We start from the raw sequence: 15,139 nt of genomic DNA, 5'->3' as shown, positions 1-15,139 counted from the left end.
GCTCACACCAATCCCACCTGAATGTCCACCGCCTTGCAAAGACGCCTGACCACCCTGCGCCGCGCCGCGCAACAGAAGAACCACTTCGCCGTCGACATCATGAGAACACGACCTGGCAAGAGCGCAAGCATCCGGGCGCTGGCCTTCTGGATGCTCGCTCTTCTGTTCACGACGTCCGCATTTGCTCAGCAGTTCGACCGCGCGGCACAAGCGCAGCGTTATCGCGCATGGCAGCAGCAATTCGAAACCGACTTCGCCACGCTGCAGCAGCGGCGCAAGGCGGGCGCGCAGATCACTGAGGCGCAGATCGAGCAGGTTTTCGCAAAGTCAGTCGTGCCGGAATCGCGTGCCGTGCCGCTATTGAAGGCTCTGGCGGAACAGAGCGACATTAGCGCGGGCAGCGGCTTCGCGGTGGTGGGTGCGGGGCGCATCTTCTTCGACCTGCTGCGCGACGCGGTGCCGGCGGGTGACGGCGGCATCTATCCGGAGAACGAAGCGACGATCGGCGCGCACAACCTTAGCGTCTGGTATATGCACATCAACGGCGGCGGTGGCGACACCACGGAGCGCTACTTCAGCGACCCCAAGCGCTTCGAGCCCTATCGCCTGCCACCGGCGGGCAGGTTTGAGCGGCGTGCCTATCCCTTCCTGTTGATGGATGACAAGAGCGGCGCATTGCGCCTGGGCGGCGTCAGCGCCGAGTTCTGGAACCTGGTGTCCTACCTCCATGCCACGCAATTTCAATAGGCCTAGTCCAGCGCAAACGCTGGCACTGCTGCTCGCGCTTTCCGTCTCGCCGGTCGCTCACGCCGTGTGCGATCCGGCGGCCAGCGCCTCGGCTGCGATGACGCGGGTTGTGGTGGACTTTCCGCTGGACGAAGCGGGCACGCTGCTGGGCCTGGATGGCGCGCGCGTCAAGTCGGACAACCTGGACACGCCGCTGCGCATCTCCATTGCCGGCCGCGCGCGGGCTTTGCTATGGGCTGAGCAGGTCGACTGGTCGGTCTACGGCCTGCCCACGGACCAGCGCGTGGGCCCAACCGTGCTGTACTTCGATGATGCGGGCGACAGCGCGCGCCACCTGTGCCGCGTGGAGCAGTACCGCTTCACCGAAGCGTTCGAACAAAGGCGCGAGGCGCTGCTGAGTCCGGCGCAGAGCCTTCGTTACGCATCGGAGCGGCGGCACGGCCAGCCGGGCAATCGTGCCAACGATGCGCGTGCGGCCGGGCCTGAAGACTACAAGCGGGAGCGCACGCTCGTCCTGCGCTACGACGGCGCGGCACGCTTGGCTGGGTTCGACACGTATGACAGCGATGACGACGCTCCGCCAAAGCTGTCCAGCCAGCATTGCCTACGCTACGACAAGGCAGGCTGGCTTGCCTCGTCGGGCGAAGGGGCATGCGAGTCCGGCTCCGGCGAGACGGCCGCGCTGCGCTATGTGCATGATGCCGATGGCCACCTGCTGCACATGATCCAGCGCGATGCCCATGGGCGGCGTGTGCAGGTGCGCACCTTCGACGCGCAAGGCAAGCCACAGCACCTGTACGTCAAGGAAAGCCCGAGCGAGGGCTACTCGTCGATAAACGCAGGCCTGCCCTATCGCTTGCCCGAAAGCCTGGGCGCCCAGGAGGGGCGGGACTCAAGCTATGCCGCGAGCAATCCCGCGCAATACACCATGGTACTGAACGGCCCGGACTGGCGTGTTCCATCGGTGGAGTCCTGGCATTACCCATGGAAGATCCTGCTGCTGCCCGGCGACGAGGCCGCGGGCGACATGATGGCGTTCAGCGCCGGGCAGCGCGAGGTGCTCGCCGCTGGCAACAGCGGGCGGGGCAGCGACATCCGCCTCACCGCGCAACAGAAGCGCAAGATCTGGGAAACCGCGCGCGCGCGTCCGGGCCGGGTGTTCTGGAACTATGCGCCGGGGCAGGACCTGGTGCTGGTGGCGGCAATGCCGGAGGCGGTGTGGCGGCAGTGCGCGGATACATCGGAGCTCACGGCGCAGGCTTGCGAAGCGCCGCCGATCGCCACAGGCAAACGCTAGATAGACGACCAAGCAGACAGATCGACCCATGCCAAGCGTTTCATTCTCCATCCGTCTTCTCTTTGCCTGCTGTCTTTTGATCGCGACAGCCAATCACGTGCGGGCAGATTTTCAACATGGCTTTCTCTGGGACTACGGCTATGGGAATGGCGCGTACTGGGCCAGCCGGGTGTTCTGGGGCGCGCTGACGTTTGTCGATCCTTTGGCGGCACTGCTTCTTTTCGTCAATCCAAGGGTGGGCATTGCTCTCACCGCGGCAATCATCATTGTCGACGTCGTTCACAACACGTTTTACGTCGCATTGAATCGGCAGTGGTTCGAGCCGTTCTATCTTTCGCAGGTGGGGTTCCTTCTGGCGGTGCTGCTCCTCGCACCTGTGGCGTGGCATCGTACGGCTCGCCGGGACGAACTAAGCCGATATTGACCCGTCGTCCTCCAAGCTGCGCTAGCGTGGCCTGCTGCGAGCGCTCGGCTTGATGCTCCCTGCGCGCGGCGCGTCTTTACCCGCCATGACACCGCCGCCGTTCATCTGCTCCATCCACGACAAGGCATCGACGTACGACAAGAACTGGTGGAGATATTCAGGCGACAGATCGCGCATCAGGGAGAGCGAGCGATGCACGAGGCGGCTCGAATTGAGCGGGCCGGCATTATCGGGCACTTGCTCCAGCGACTGCCGCAACCGTCGATCGGTGCTGACCCTGGACCAGGTTTCCCGGAAGTAGTCGAGCACCTCCATGTCCGGTAAGGACGCGCGACGGGGCACGCCAGCAATCGCTGCGGGGGCGCCGCGGTCCGACGGCGCCCGGATGGCGATGTAGTTGACCAGTCCGGCCAGTGGCCCGCGAGGGGGAGCGCCTGGTAATGCTGTGCCGCCGAAGTTGCCGTCCTTGCTGTCGTTGCAACCGGCGCTTTCAAGATCGCCGGCATAGGCCTCGAGTAGTTTGGCCAGCCTGCCGTCCAGGATGTGTCGCGCATCGCCGCTGTAGGCGGCCGCGCGTCGGGCCAGCGCCTCGATGAATCGAAAGCGGACAGGATTCAGGCGATCGGCGCCACGCGCGCGCCATGCGTCGAGCGTGGCAAGGGCGTCGTGGCTTTCGCCACCAATCTCGCCACTAATCACGCGGCTTCCCCGTTTCGTTGGACGGCCTCGGAATCGGTGCGATTTCCACGCGCCGGTTCTTGGCCCGTCCCTCGTCGTTGGCATTCGAGGTCACGGGCTGCTCGGCGCCGAAGGCGGCCGCAAACACCGAGGAGGGCGGGACGCCTTCATCGATCAACGCGCGGGTTACCGTCAGCGCGCGCTGGGCCGACAGCTCCCAGTTGTCGGCAAAGCGGCGGTTGGCCTCGCGCACCTGGCGGTCGTCGGTAAATCCGCTCACCATCAGGATCTCCTCGCGGGCCTGGAGGTAAGCGGACAGCGGCGCGGCCAGGCTCTTCAACACCTCCCGGCCTTCGGGCTGCAATTGATCGGAGTTGAGGGCAAACAACACGCTGCCCTTGATGCCGATGCGCCCGTTGACCAGCGTCACCCGGCCCGCCGCCAGCGGGCCAGCCAGCGCTTGCTCAAGGGCCTCGCGGCGATGCTTCTCCACCTGCCGCTGCTTGACCTCCTCCTCCAGCCTGGTCGAGAGTTCAAGCTGCACGCCGATGACGCTCACCAGGATCAGCACAAAGGCGCCCAGCAGTACCGACATCAGGTCACCGAAGACGGCCCAGATCGGCACGGTCGGCTCCACGCCGGCGTCGATCTCCTCGCTCATGCCGCTTCAGCGCTGGCGGGCGCCCGCTGTCCTGCGAGATGTTGCAGGTTTTCGACGATCTGCTTCTGCGACAGCATGCTCAGGTCGATGACTTCCCTGGCCTGTGCGACGTAATAGGCAAGCTGTTCGTCGCTACGCGCGGCGGACTTGTCCAGCGCGGCTTCGATGCGCTGCAGGTGGGCCACCAGCTTGTCGTTCGACTCGCCGAACAGCTGCACCGCCATGCCGAAGGCTTCGCCCAGGCTTGCCACCTCGACGGCGCTGCCGGTGACCTGCGCGGCGACGGCTTCCAGCTTCCCGGCTTCAGCCTCGACCTTGTCGGTGAACCGGGTGCCAACACGATCCAGCAGATCCGCCGTCGTGCCCACCAGCGCGTCGACGGCCGTGCGCTGCTCGGTGGAGGCGTGGTTCACGGCATCGAGCAGGGTTTCGAGCGTTTCCAGCAAGCGGCCACGCTCCTCCAGCATCGCGTTGTCGCGGACCATGCTGTCCGAGAGCTTCTGGCGCAGTTCGCCAATGACGTCGGCGGCTGCCTTGGGGGCTTCCGAAGCGGCTTGCACGAGCCGGGCGATCTCGGCGATGGTGTTGCTGGCATGCGCCTGCGTCTGGGCCGAGATGTCACGCGCGGTTTGCGCCAGCGTGTCGCAGACTTCCTGCTGCCGGCTGGCGTTGTGCGTGCCTGCCTGCTCCCATTCCTGGCGCAGCGTCGCCGCCATCGTGCCGAGCGTATCGGTCCAAACCGCCAGCCGCTGCTGGTCCCGCGCGGCCAGTTCCGCTTGCAGGTCCGCATGCGATTGGCCCACGGTGCGCACCAGCGACGCAGAGTGCTGCTCGAACGTCGCCGCGGCCGCCGCCAGGGCGTGTTGGTTGTCGCCCGCCAGTTTTTCGCTGACGCGTTCGTGGTGGGAGAGCGCGTTGTTCCATGCTTCCGACATGCCGCTTGTTGCGGTTTCCAGGCGGGCGGAGACGCTTTCCAGCAGCTTGGGGGCCGCCGAAGCGGCTTGCACGAGCCGGTCGATCTCGGCGACGGTGTTGCTGGCGTGCGCCTGCGTCTGGGCCGAGATGTCGCGCACACTCTGCGCCAGCGTGTCGCAGATTTCCTGCTGCCTGCTGACGTTGTGCGTGCCTGCCTGCTCCCACTCCTGGCGCAGCGATGCCGCCATCGTGCCGAGCGTATCGGTCCAGGCCGCCAGCCGCTGCTGGTCTCGCGCAGCCAGTTCCGCTTGCAGGTCCGCATGCGACTGGCCCACGGTGCGCACCAGCGACGCCGAGTGCTGCTCGAACGTTGCCGCGGCCGCCGCCAGGGCGTGTTGGTTGTCGCCCGCCAGTTTTTCGCTGACGCGTTCGTGCTGGGAGAGCGCGTTGTTCCACGCTTCCGACATGCCACTTGTTGCGGTTTCGAGGCGGGCGGAGACGCTTTCCAGCAGCTTGGGGGCCGCCGAAGCGGCTTGCACGAGCCGGTCGATTTCGACGAGGGTGTTGCTGGCGTGTGCTTGCGTCTGGGCGGAAATGTCGCGCACGCTCTGCGCCAGCGTGTCGCAGATTTCCTGCTGCCGGCTCGCGGTGTGCGCGCCCGTCAGTTCCCACTCCTTGCGCAGCGTCGCAGCCAGCGTGCCGAGCGTATCGGCCCAGGCCGCCAGCCGCTGCTGGTCTCGCCCAGCCAGTTCCGCTTGCAGGTCCGCATGCGACTGGCCTACCGTGCGAACGAGTGCCGTCGATTGCTGCTCCAGGCTCGCCGCGGCAGCCGCCAAAGCGTTTTGATTGTCGCCCGCCATTTTCTGGCTGACGCGCTCGTGCTGGGAGAGCGCGTGGTTCCAGGCCGCCGACAGGCTGCCGGTCGTGGCTTCCAGGCGGGTGGAGACGCCCTCCAGCAGGCCTGCGGAGCGTTGCTCGAAGGTGTCGGTGAACCGGGAGAGCGAGGTGCGCAGGTCCTGGGTAAGCGCTTCGCTCGATCGCTGGTGCCCCGCCAGCGCATCGTTCCAGATGCCGGCCACGGTGGTGGTGGTCGCCTCGAAACCGGTCGACAGGCCGTCCAGCTGCCGCTGCACGGCCTGCGTGACGGTGTCTTGCAGCGCGGCTGTCCCGCGCGCGAGGCTTGCCATGGTGGCCTCCACCGCCGGCTGGAGCGCCGCACCGGCGGCGCGGGCGCTATCGGCGACGCTCTCCTTCAAGGATTGCTCCACCGAGGAAGCCAGGCGGGTGTACGCGGCCTCGGCCTTGCCGTGGAAAGCGTCCTGGCTGGCGAGCTGGCGCTCGTGCAAGGCCAGGCTCTGCTGTTCCATGGCCGCCATCATGGCCTGCAGCCGATCGACCAAGGTGGGCATCACCTCGGCCTGCCGCTGCAGGAGCTTGAAGGTCTCCTCGCGCTGGTGGGACAGCGAGTAGATGCGCAATGTCGTCGCGATCCTGGTGTCGAGCATCTGCGCCGCTTGTGTCCGCTCGCGGCGGCACAACGTCGAAAGCAGCCCCAGCATCGCGGAGGTGGCCACGCCCGCGACCGAAGTGCCGAATGCAAATCCCAGGCCCTTGACCGGCGCGGCCAGCGAGGCGCGGATGGCCTGCAAGTCCGTCGCGCTTTCCAGCGCCATGCCGGTGCCTTTCAGGGTGGCCACCATGCCCAGGAACGTACCCAGCATGCCCAGCAACACCAGCAAGCCCACCAGATATGGCGTGAGCGACGGACCCGGCAAGCCCACGCGCTCACCTTCGATGCGCAGGCGCGTCGCATTGCGCAGGCTCGCAGGCAATAGCGCCAGCCAGGCATCCAGGCTGGCCGGCGGCTCGGACAGGCCAGCTATGGCCCGCGCCAAGGTGGACGTGGCCTGGTGATAGCGCCGCAGCTCGAGTGCGCCTGCCACATAGCAGGCGCCGATCAGCATGGTGACAGCCAGCGCCAGGGAGTTCGAGCCGGCGTAGCCGACACCGATCCAGCACACCGCGGCCAGACCGACCAGAAAAACAGCGAAGTTAAGATATCTGGACATGGCGTCCTGTTAGCTGGAGCGAAGGGCGGCAAGCAGCCCTTCGACCGGTTGAAAACGAATATCCAGTTCGGCAAGCAGTACGCTGCGCATATCCCTGCGGAACACGTCCAGCCATGCGCCGGACGTGACCGCCGCGGGCTCGCCCGAGGCCTGGGCATCGGCCAGCATTGCCTGCTCGGCCTGGCGCAAGCGCGCGAAGTGACCTTCCAGCAAAGCGGGCACGCCACCAAGCAGGCTGCGCTCGCGCGCACCCAGTGCCCCCTCCATGACAGCATCCACCGCTGCGAGCTGCGACAGGGCGGGCGTCCTGGCGGCCAGCATCGCCCGCAGGCGGCCGCGCAAGCTGCCGATATCGGTCTCCATCGCCTGCTGCATTGAGAGATAACGCTGACGATAAGTCGCGTAATCGACCGCTGCATCCATGGAATCTCCCTGGGCAGGCGCTTGCGGTTGCCCGCGCCGCTTGGCGGAAGCAACGGCGCTATCGCCTGCGATGGCATTTGCCAGCGCGGCTCGCACACGGTCGCACGCAAGCGCCTCGGCGCTGCCGAAGGCGCGCGCGCCCGGGCCTACCGACGGCGGGTTGCCGTTCAGGGCCGTGGACAGTTCGATGGCATCGGCCCAGCCGAGCCACTGGCTCAGTCGGTCCGAGAGCGATTGTCTGGGTTCGGGAACATCGACGTCCGCAAGGCGCGCAAGCAAGCGAATGAGCGTCGGGCCGCTGCAACCTGTGTGCTGTGGAGCTTGCACCATACCGGCTGAATCAAAAACCCTGCAGTTTACACGCCAGCGAGGGGTGGACCTACCGCATTTCGCTTTGAATTGCGAATACCCACGCAGAGTCACATCGGAATCACATGCCGCGAGATATTTCTGCCGGAACAGAGATGGAAACTTTCGCGATTAAGGGGTTGCCGAGCAGGGTCGATTAGTCCATAATGCAGTCCATTGATTCGGCGGGAACTCAAAAAATTCCTTAAAAATCAATGGGTTAGAGTGATTTTTGGTGGTAAGGATAAAGCAGTAAGGTAGTAAAGCAACGCGCAATCGTTGCCCATGTGGCTCAGTGGTAGAGCACTCCCTTGGTAAGGGAGAGGTCGGCAGTTCGATCCTGCCCATGGGCACCATGTCTTTTCCCCAGGTCCCCAGGTTCGCGTTCTTCGCGCGGGCTCATCAAGCTAGCTGGCGCCGACAAGCTGTTCCTCCCGGCCCACGCCACTCTCGCCAATGCGGAATCCCGCACCGGCTGCCTTCAAGTTTCAGCTTCCCCCAAACATAAAGCTCGACACGGTGATGCCGCCGGCGAAGTCGTCTTCGTGGTAGACGCGCGTGGCAATGTCGTCTTCGGCCGCACCCACGGCAACCATCAATGGCAACAAGTGCTCTTCTCGCGGATGGGCCTGCCGGGCGGCGGGTGCGCTTTCCCAGCCTGTTAGCGCGGCAGTGCGCTGCGCTGGGGTGGTTGTCGTCAAGGCTTGCTGGAGCCAGGCATCGAATGCAGCCGATGGTACTTTCCCAGCGGGGCCGAATGCGCGCAGGTTGTGGTAGCTCAGCCCGCTGCCCACGATGAGGATGCCTTCGTGGCGCAGCGGCACCAACGCTCGCCCGAGTGCGAGATGCGTTTGCGGATCGAGCCCGCGCTTGAGCGAGAGCTGCACGGTCGGCATATCGGCGTCGGGATAGATGGCGGCCATCGGCGCAAACATGCCATGGTCGAAGCCGCGCAGCGGATCGAGCCGCGCGGCCAGGCCGGCGTCCTCGAGCAAACCTTGCACGCGCGCGGCGAGCTGCGGTGCGCCCGGTGCCGCGTACTGAATCTGGTAGGTGTAATCCGGGAAGCCGTAGTAGTCATAGATCATGGGCGGCTTCGGGTTGGCCATGACCGTGAATTCCGGCTCTTCCCAGTGCGCCGAAATCATCAGGACGGCCTTGGGCGCAATGCCCGTGCGTTGTACCAGTTGTGGCATCTGCTGCAGCGCGGCCTTGAGCTTGTCGTAGCGGCTGCCCATCTGGTCCTCCATCCAGGGCCAGGGCCCGCCGCCATGCGAGATGAAGAATGTAGGGAGTGCAGGCGTTGTCATCCGGGCGTCTCCTGTTGACGTGGTGTCAGTGTGGGTGGCGCTACCCGGCGGCGTAGCCGAGCAGGCCGGACAAATCGCGTGCGGCGCGCTTGACCTCGCGCTCTACGCGTTCGCGAAGATCGAGGTCGCGCTCGAAACGAATATCCGGGCCGGCCACGCTGATGGCAGCCACCGTGGCGCCACTGGCGTCGAACACGGGCGCCGCGCAAGAGTCGATGCCGGGCTCGAACGCAGAGAAGCTCCAGGCGCAGCCGCGCTCGCGGTCGGCGGCGAGGATGTCGCCCAGGCGGGCATACGTGGCCGGGCTTTGCCCTGTGGCGGTCGCGAGCGGTTCCTCGCCGAGCCGCTCGCGCAACGTATCTTCCGGCAGGCCGGCAATCAGCATGCGGCCGGGCGTGGTGAGGTGCGCCGGCACCCGGCTGCCAACCTGGATATTGCTGACCAGCGAGGTCTGCGGCATATCGCGCAGCAGGTAGAGCACGTCGCCGCCATCCAGCACGCCGAGATAGGCGGAGAGCCGCAGCGATTCGCTCAGGGTGGCCAGCACGCGCCGCGCAAAGACCGTGAGATCCTTGCCTGCCAGCACCTTTGCGCCCAGCTTGAGCAGAGCGAAGCCCGCCTGGTGGCCGCCCTGCGGCAGCCGCTCCACCATGCCTTCGTGTTCCAGCGTGGCGAGCAGGCGCATCACGGTGACGCGGTTCACGTCGATGCGCCGGCCGACTTCGCTCAGGTTGGTGGTGGACCCACCTTCCGCGATAAAGCGCAGCAGCCGCATGGCGCGGATCACCGGGCTGACCAGTTGCGTCTTGTCTTCGTCGCCGCCGTCGGCGAGATCGGCGGCATCGCTAGCGTCGGGCACGGGCTGGTTCAGCTTGGGGTTCTTGCTCATCGGTTCCGTGGAAAGGGGGGGCGGCGAGGTCAGCCTGCGGACTTGGTGCTTAGCCGAGGGCTACCTGCCAGGCGTTGTAATCGTACACCCAGTCCGCGTTGCCGCCTTCCTTGAGCCAGGCATTGCTGCGCGAGCCGATCTGGATGCGGCTGGTGCGCTCAAAGCGCGCGGCCCGGTAGCGTGCGAGCGCGCTGGGGATGTCGTCGCCATTGGCTTCGGCCAGGCAGCGCGCCAGTACCACGCCATCCTCGATGGCCATGCCGGCACCTTGCGCCATGAAAGGCATCATCGGGTGGCAGGCGTCGCCCATCAGCGCGACGTTGCCGGCCGACCAGGCGGGCAGCGGGTCGCGCACGTAGAGGGCGGAGATCAGCACGTCGTCGCAGGCATCAAGCAGCGCGCGCGCTTCGGCATGGAAGCCAGCGTAGGCTGCGCGCACGTCTTCCACACGACCCGGCGTGGTCCAGGATTCGTTGCGCCAGGCTTCCTGCGCCACGGTGGCGAAGATAAAGATCTCGCGCCCGCGGTTGAGGGGGAAGGTGACGATCTGCGACGTCGCCTCCGGGCCCCACCACTTGGTGAAGGCCTGCAGGTTCGGCACGCCGGCAAGGCGCTCGGCGGGCACCACCGCGCGGTAGGCCACCACGCCGGTGAAGACCGGATGCTCGGGCCCGAACAGCGCGGTGCGCACGGCCGAGTGGATGCCGTCGGCACCGATCAGCACATCCACGTCTTCCTGCGTGCCATCGGCGAAATGCAGCGTGGCGCCGGCCGCATGCCGCTCGATCTGCGTCGCCTTCTTGCCCAGCTTGACACAGGCTGCCGGCAGCGCGGCTTCCAGCGCGGTCATCAGGTCGCCGCGGTGCATGGTGAGCTGCGGCGCGCCGTAGCGGATCTGCGCCTCGTCGGACATGGCCAGCCGCGAGGTCTCCTCGCCGGTGTTCCACACCCGGCTGATGCGGTGGCTGGGCCGCGCGGCGGTCTCGCGCAATGCCTCGCCCACTCCCAGGCCATCCAGCGCGCGCACGGCATTGGGCGTGAGATTGATGTCCGCGCCGACCCGCGCAAAGCGCGAGGCTTGCTCGAACACCACCACGTCCTTCCCGAGCTTGCGCAGCGCAATCGCCGCGGCGAGTCCGCCGATGCCGGCGCCGTTGATGCCAATCTTTTGTGAAGCCATGGTGCTTGTTCCTCTGGGGTCGCCTTGGTGTGGGCCCGGGTGTGCGCCTCGCTGCTCAGCGGTTGCACTTGCCGGTGTATGTTCAAATATGAACGTAGTGTTCATAAAAGAATATAAAGACGAGGTGGGGATGTCAATCCGAGGGTTTACGCGGGGAGGACGAAAAAAGAGGCCGCATTAGGGCCTCAGGGGAAGTGGAGTGGGGGAGTGAGGGCGATGGTGCGTTGGCGGTAGTGCGCCGGGGGTTCTGGCCGGCCGGAAACCGAAGCCGGCAGCTTGCTGCCGAGCGCTGATCACTACGAAATCTGCCGCCATACGCCAGCGGTGATCTCCACCTCTGGAGCGTCGTCGTTGGCAATGGCTTGGCAGGCACGCAGCGGCATGCCATGTCTGGGACCCCAGAGCATCGAGCCGGGTTTGCCGTTGTTCGCCGCCGGTCAGAGTGCAAGCGTGGGCCGATGCCCGGCGTGTTCCTGGAGTTGGACCTCCCGAGTCGGCTAGGGTTGACGCTTAGAGCTTGGCAATACCCATCAACTCCGCGACCGTAACGTCAAGCGCAGTCGCAATTCTCAAAAGATGCATCATCCCCAGGTTTTGCCCTCCGCGCTCCACCGAACTCATATAGGAGCGGTCGATGCCGGCCCGATGGGCAAGCTCTTCCTGGGAAAGGCCACGCCGAAGGCGGACCTCTCTGATCGCGGATCCCAACTGAACAAGAGGGGCGGCACCACCGTGCCTTGGGGAAGCTATTGGCATTTAGAATGTTTGGCGGGCAACTGGCTGTTGAGTATCTGGAGAGAGCGAGGCAATCGCTGCCCCCTCGGCCGGTCGGCCTTGGGAGGAGTGGGGGCGATTCATTGGCGGCAGTCCACCGGAGATTCTGGCCGGCCGGAAACCGAAGCCGGCAGCTTACTGCTGAGCGCCGATCACTCACGCACTTCGTCACCTCGGTCTTTCATCGTTTTCCTTTCATCGTTTTCCTTGCCTCTTTCCGGTCAGAATTCACGCAATACCCAGCCACTGATAAACGCAAAATACTCGCGCAGCCAGGCGTTGTAACGCAAGTAAAGCGGCGTTGGCGCTCCTGCGCCAGACACTGCCTGGAACCCAGCCTTACGCGCGATCCGCTTTGCGCGCACCAGATGAAAATCACTGGTCACCAGCACCAGCGGGTCTGCGGCGCTCACGCCCTGTTGCGCAAGCAACCGGTGGCTGAAGAGCAGGTTTTCCTCCGTGCTGGTGCTCCGGTCCTCCCGGATCAGGCGCTGCGGTGCCAGGCCGTGCGCGATCAGGTAGTCCGCCATGATGTCCGCCTCACTGCACCGCAGCCCGAAATCCTGGCCGCCGCTCACCACGACTCGCGCTGCCGGCCATTGCCGCGCCAGCGCCAGCCCTTTGTCCAGCCGTGCAGCCAGGGTGGGCGACGCGGCGCAACGTGGCGTGCCGGAGCCCAGTATGAGGATGGTGTTTGCCGTCGGTCCCGTTGCCGGGAAGTTCGCGTTGCTGGCGCTGATGAAATAGAAGAACATCCCGAGCGTCACCAGCCACACGGCAAATGCTGTGCGGCCCAGCGCCCAGATCCATCGATGCCGTGGGCTGGCCGCGCGCCATCGCGCTACCCGCTCCCAGCGCCATGAGAGCGCGAGAAAGGCCGCGCCGATCGCCAGAGGGAGGACGACCCCGAAGTTGAACAGCCCCATCAGCATCAGGGCGATGGCATCGGCCACCAGCAGTGCGCCAAGCAGGGCAAGGCAGGCGCGCCGCCAGAATGCGCCAGTCTTCAAGTCATGCATTGTTGTTTGGACCCATATCGTTAGTCAGTATGTTTAAGCGTGATGCAAGGCCAGGCGCTGGCTGCCTGGCCATGCGGCCTTCAGATCAATCGACAATGACGGGCGTGTCACCTGCATCCAGGCAAACGGTCAGTTGCGAGCCTGCTTTGCTGAAGGCGCAATGCGGTAGCGGCGCGCGCAGCGCGTTGGCGAGGGGGATGGCGACGAAGATCAGGATCAATGAGCCGGCAACCACGGACCGCACGAGCGTCCTTGTGCTTGATATCGGGCGATGGCGCTGTGCGCGGGCCGCTCTGACATGCAGGAATACCCCGCCAATCAGTAGCGCCACGCCGACCAGCATCGCCGCGGCAATCTCTTCCCGCTCTGGCGATAGCAACAGGTTGCCATCGTGCGTCGCGGGATAGTGCACCAGCCACCAGGCCCCCGCGCCTGTCTGCACGATCCCGGCCATGCACCAGGCTGCGCGGTGCCCGTCCAGACGAAATGCCGTTGCCAGGAGCAAGCCCGCCATCGCCGCGATCCAGGCGCCGGCATACATCATTTGATTGAAACTACCGCCGAACAGGGTGCCGCCCACGTCCAGTGGCCGCATCCCATGGAAGTCGATCAGGCCAAGACACGTCAGGATGCCCAGAAGGGCAATCCAGCTCAGCGCGGTGTCCAGCCATAACCACCGCTTGGGCACAGGATGCGTCATTGCGTCACGGGTGCATTGCCGGCGTTCGGCCCACGCATCATCGAGCCTGGCTCTCGCCCAGCGAACGCAGGAGGGCCGGCACCTTGGCGCTGCTGGTGGCCTGCACGCGGGTGATGAGATCGTAATCCACCCGGCGCATGCCGTAAGTCTCGGCGATATCGTGCTGCAGGCGGTGCCAGAGGTGGCAGGTCATCTGCGCGTCGGCCATGGCCCGGTGGGCGCGCCCGGCCTTCGGCAGGCGCAGCATATCCACCAGCGTCGACAACCTGTGGTTCTGCGCATGCGGGTAGACGCGCCGCGAAACGAGCATCGTACAGGCAAAGGTCTGATCGGCCGGCATGCCCAGCAGCGAGAGCTCGGCTTGCCAGAACCTGCGGTCGAACCCCGCGTTGTGGGCCACCACGGGATGCTTGCCGACGAACTGGGCCACCTCCCGCATCACCTTCGACGCTGCGGGTGCCGATGCAATCATGTCGTTGGTGATGCCGGTAAGGTGCACGACGTCCGAGGGAATGCGTCTGCCCGCGTTCATCAGGCTTTGATACTGGTCGACGACTTCCCCGTCGCGCAGCAGCATGACTGCGATTTCCGTGGCACGGTCGCCTTGACGCGGTGACAGTCCTGTCGTTTCAAAATCCAGAACCGCAACGGTCTGCATGGTGTTCTTTTCCTGTTTCCTATGGTTAGTGAATCGCCCGCCCCGGGGTGGCGGGTCAGGACGACTGCGTCTGCGCTGCCGGTGCGGGCTGCATCGCCCGCCGCCGCGCGCGCGCCGCCAGGCCGCTGCCCAATGCCCAGCGCAACGTGGGCGCCAGCACGCGCATTCCGGCCAGCGAGACCGGACGGCGGATCGCGGTGCTGCCATGCAGCCCGAGCTCGCGCTGCGCCCAGCGCGGCAATAGCGCAATGCCAGCGTCTCCCATGACCCGCACCGCCGGCACCAGCAGCGGGCTGGCCACCGGCATGGCCATGACCAACCGCACCACTTCGCGGGTGCGCTCGCTCACTACCAGTTGAGGGCGCATGCGCTCCAGGTAGCCGGCGATGGCGTCGGCGCTGCGTGGCACGCCGGTGGCGCCCAGGCGCTCGGCGATCTGTGCCACTTCCGCGTAGTAGCGGTCCTGCTCGGTGACCGAGAGCGGGCCGACATAGCGCAGGTAGGCGGTGAGAAAGCTCGACACCTCCGCCACATGCACCCAGGTCAGCAACGCCGGATCGTCGGCCGCGTAGGGGCGGCCATCTGGCGCCGTGCCCTTGATCGCCGCGTGGATGCGCCTGACCCGGTCAATCAGCGCCAGCGCATCGGCGCGGTTGCCGTAGGTGGTGCCGGCGATGAACTGCGCGGTGCGGCCCAGGCGGCCCTGCATATCGGTACGAAAGGTGGAATGATCCCATACTCCGGCCAGCGCCAGCGGATGCATGGTCTGCATCAGCAGGGCGCTGACGCCGCCGGCCAGCATCGCGGGGAAATCCGCGTGCACGCGCCAGCAGACTGCGTCCGGCCCGAACAGGCCGGAATCCCCGGGCGGGTTGTCGTAGTCGAGGCTGAGGCCGGAGTTGCTGCGGGTCAGGCCCCGCACCTGCGCGCCGGCACGGGCGCGCAGGCGGTCGAGCAGCCGCCGGGGGAGGGGGACGGCCTGGGGCGTCGAGGGTGGGGTGCCGGGTTGTTGGCCTTGCGAGCCGCTCATAGGTGCCTGGGGTGCGA

Annotated in this window: 15 protein-coding genes and 1 tRNA gene; 4 read left to right on the top strand and 12 right to left on the bottom strand. The window is 66.0% G+C overall.

Going from position 1 to position 15,139, the window contains the following annotated elements; genetic code table 11:
- The first annotated feature begins 21 nt into the window (after positions 1-21).
- From AC1RQC_RS10520 to AC1RQC_RS10510, 3 genes are read left to right on the top strand one after another with little or no spacing between them, the layout of a single operon-like run.
- Positions 22-747, top strand: a complete 726-nt coding sequence (locus tag AC1RQC_RS10520; RefSeq protein WP_492883206.1) for a hypothetical protein — start codon at positions 22-24, stop codon at positions 745-747.
- Positions 728-2,044, top strand: coding sequence for a hypothetical protein (locus AC1RQC_RS10515; RefSeq protein ID WP_492883205.1), 1,317 nt, complete (start codon positions 728-730; stop codon positions 2,042-2,044). The genes AC1RQC_RS10520 and AC1RQC_RS10515 overlap by 20 nt, the downstream gene beginning before the upstream one ends.
- Before the next feature lie 28 nt (positions 2,045-2,072).
- Positions 2,073-2,468 carry a hypothetical protein gene (locus AC1RQC_RS10510; protein WP_492883203.1) on the top strand — a complete coding sequence of 132 codons (396 nt, stop codon included), beginning with the start codon at positions 2,073-2,075 and terminating at the stop codon, positions 2,466-2,468.
- 21 nt (positions 2,469-2,489) lie between these two features.
- Here the strand turns inward: AC1RQC_RS10510 and AC1RQC_RS10505 are convergent, their stop codons facing one another.
- Genes AC1RQC_RS10505 through AC1RQC_RS10490 form a run of 4 tightly spaced genes read right to left on the bottom strand, consistent with a single transcriptional unit; the run spans position 2,490 to position 7,544 of the window.
- Positions 2,490-3,167 (bottom strand): DUF2894 domain-containing protein, encoded by a 678-nt coding sequence (locus tag AC1RQC_RS10505; RefSeq protein ID WP_492883202.1) that lies wholly within the window; start codon positions 3,165-3,167, stop codon positions 2,490-2,492.
- On the bottom strand, positions 3,160-3,807 hold the full coding sequence (locus AC1RQC_RS10500) for an OmpA family protein (RefSeq protein WP_183035725.1): 648 nt from the start codon (positions 3,805-3,807) through the stop codon (positions 3,160-3,162). The genes AC1RQC_RS10505 and AC1RQC_RS10500 overlap by 8 nt, the downstream gene beginning before the upstream one ends.
- Complete coding sequence (locus AC1RQC_RS10495) at positions 3,804-6,791, bottom strand: DUF802 domain-containing protein (RefSeq protein ID WP_492883200.1); 2,988 nt, start codon at positions 6,789-6,791, stop codon at positions 3,804-3,806. The genes AC1RQC_RS10500 and AC1RQC_RS10495 overlap by 4 nt, the downstream gene beginning before the upstream one ends.
- 9 nt (positions 6,792-6,800) lie before the next feature.
- Positions 6,801-7,544: a DUF3348 domain-containing protein gene (locus AC1RQC_RS10490; protein WP_492376289.1), complete on the bottom strand. Its 744-nt coding sequence runs from the start codon at positions 7,542-7,544 to the stop codon at positions 6,801-6,803.
- A gap of 299 nt (positions 7,545-7,843) precedes the next feature.
- On the opposite strand from AC1RQC_RS10490, the gene AC1RQC_RS10485 reads away from it, so the two are divergent.
- Positions 7,844-7,918: transfer RNA gene (locus AC1RQC_RS10485), tRNA-Thr, on the top strand.
- 132 nt (positions 7,919-8,050) lie between these two features.
- Here the strand turns inward: AC1RQC_RS10485 and AC1RQC_RS10480 are convergent.
- The 8 genes from AC1RQC_RS10480 to AC1RQC_RS10445 form a co-directional block, all read right to left on the bottom strand.
- Positions 8,051-8,872, bottom strand: a complete 822-nt coding sequence (locus AC1RQC_RS10480) for a DODA-type extradiol aromatic ring-opening family dioxygenase (protein ID WP_492883198.1) — start codon at positions 8,870-8,872, stop codon at positions 8,051-8,053.
- Between the two features lie 40 nt (positions 8,873-8,912).
- A complete protein-coding gene (locus tag AC1RQC_RS10475) occupies positions 8,913-9,761 on the bottom strand; it encodes an IclR family transcriptional regulator (RefSeq protein WP_492883196.1) in 849 nt (282 codons plus the stop codon).
- A gap of 49 nt (positions 9,762-9,810) precedes the next feature.
- A complete protein-coding gene (locus AC1RQC_RS10470; RefSeq protein WP_492376292.1) occupies positions 9,811-10,941 on the bottom strand; it encodes an FAD-dependent monooxygenase in 1,131 nt (376 codons plus the stop codon).
- Between the two features lie 510 nt (positions 10,942-11,451).
- The gene (locus tag AC1RQC_RS10465) at positions 11,452-11,697 is read right to left on the bottom strand and encodes a helix-turn-helix domain-containing protein (RefSeq protein WP_492376293.1); all 246 of its coding nucleotides are present in this window, start codon (positions 11,695-11,697) and stop codon (positions 11,452-11,454) included.
- Between the two features lie 239 nt (positions 11,698-11,936).
- Positions 11,937-12,734, bottom strand: a complete 798-nt coding sequence (locus AC1RQC_RS10460) for a YdcF family protein (RefSeq protein ID WP_492376817.1) — start codon at positions 12,732-12,734, stop codon at positions 11,937-11,939.
- An 85-nt stretch (positions 12,735-12,819) separates the two neighbouring features.
- The gene (locus tag AC1RQC_RS10455) at positions 12,820-13,314 is read right to left on the bottom strand and encodes a hypothetical protein (RefSeq protein ID WP_492830972.1); all 495 of its coding nucleotides are present in this window, start codon (positions 13,312-13,314) and stop codon (positions 12,820-12,822) included.
- A 157-nt stretch (positions 13,315-13,471) separates the two neighbouring features.
- Positions 13,472-14,092 (bottom strand): 3'-5' exonuclease, encoded by a 621-nt coding sequence (locus tag AC1RQC_RS10450; RefSeq protein WP_253932072.1) that lies wholly within the window; start codon positions 14,090-14,092, stop codon positions 13,472-13,474.
- 55 nt (positions 14,093-14,147) lie between these two features.
- Complete coding sequence (locus AC1RQC_RS10445) at positions 14,148-15,122, bottom strand: oxygenase MpaB family protein (protein WP_492387154.1); 975 nt, start codon at positions 15,120-15,122, stop codon at positions 14,148-14,150.
- Between the last annotated feature and the right edge of the window lie 17 nt (positions 15,123-15,139).

This window comes from Cupriavidus sp. GW822-FHT03E04, from assembly GCF_058801495.1.
This window is presented reverse-complemented; position numbering and strand designations above follow the sequence as displayed.

Coding starts and splice junctions, on each gene's coding strand:
- AC1RQC_RS10520 (WP_492883206.1), top strand. CDS start 22: ATGTCCACCGCCTTGCAAAGACGCCTGACCACCCTGCGCCGCGCCGCG.
- AC1RQC_RS10450 (WP_253932072.1), bottom strand. CDS start 14,092: ATGCAGACCGTTGCGGTTCTGGATTTTGAAACGACAGGACTGTCACCG.
- AC1RQC_RS10495 (WP_492883200.1), bottom strand. CDS start 6,791: ATGTCCAGATATCTTAACTTCGCTGTTTTTCTGGTCGGTCTGGCCGCG.
- AC1RQC_RS10465 (WP_492376293.1), bottom strand. CDS start 11,697: ATGCCAATAGCTTCCCCAAGGCACGGTGGTGCCGCCCCTCTTGTTCAG.
- AC1RQC_RS10475 (WP_492883196.1), bottom strand. CDS start 9,761: ATGAGCAAGAACCCCAAGCTGAACCAGCCCGTGCCCGACGCTAGCGAT.
- AC1RQC_RS10470 (WP_492376292.1), bottom strand. CDS start 10,941: ATGGCTTCACAAAAGATTGGCATCAACGGCGCCGGCATCGGCGGACTC.
- AC1RQC_RS10500 (WP_183035725.1), bottom strand. CDS start 3,807: ATGAGCGAGGAGATCGACGCCGGCGTGGAGCCGACCGTGCCGATCTGG.
- AC1RQC_RS10515 (WP_492883205.1), top strand. CDS start 728: ATGCCACGCAATTTCAATAGGCCTAGTCCAGCGCAAACGCTGGCACTG.
- AC1RQC_RS10510 (WP_492883203.1), top strand. CDS start 2,073: ATGCCAAGCGTTTCATTCTCCATCCGTCTTCTCTTTGCCTGCTGTCTT.
- AC1RQC_RS10490 (WP_492376289.1), bottom strand. CDS start 7,544: ATGGTGCAAGCTCCACAGCACACAGGTTGCAGCGGCCCGACGCTCATT.
- AC1RQC_RS10460 (WP_492376817.1), bottom strand. CDS start 12,734: ATGCATGACTTGAAGACTGGCGCATTCTGGCGGCGCGCCTGCCTTGCC.
- AC1RQC_RS10480 (WP_492883198.1), bottom strand. CDS start 8,872: ATGACAACGCCTGCACTCCCTACATTCTTCATCTCGCATGGCGGCGGG.
- AC1RQC_RS10445 (WP_492387154.1), bottom strand. CDS start 15,122: ATGAGCGGCTCGCAAGGCCAACAACCCGGCACCCCACCCTCGACGCCC.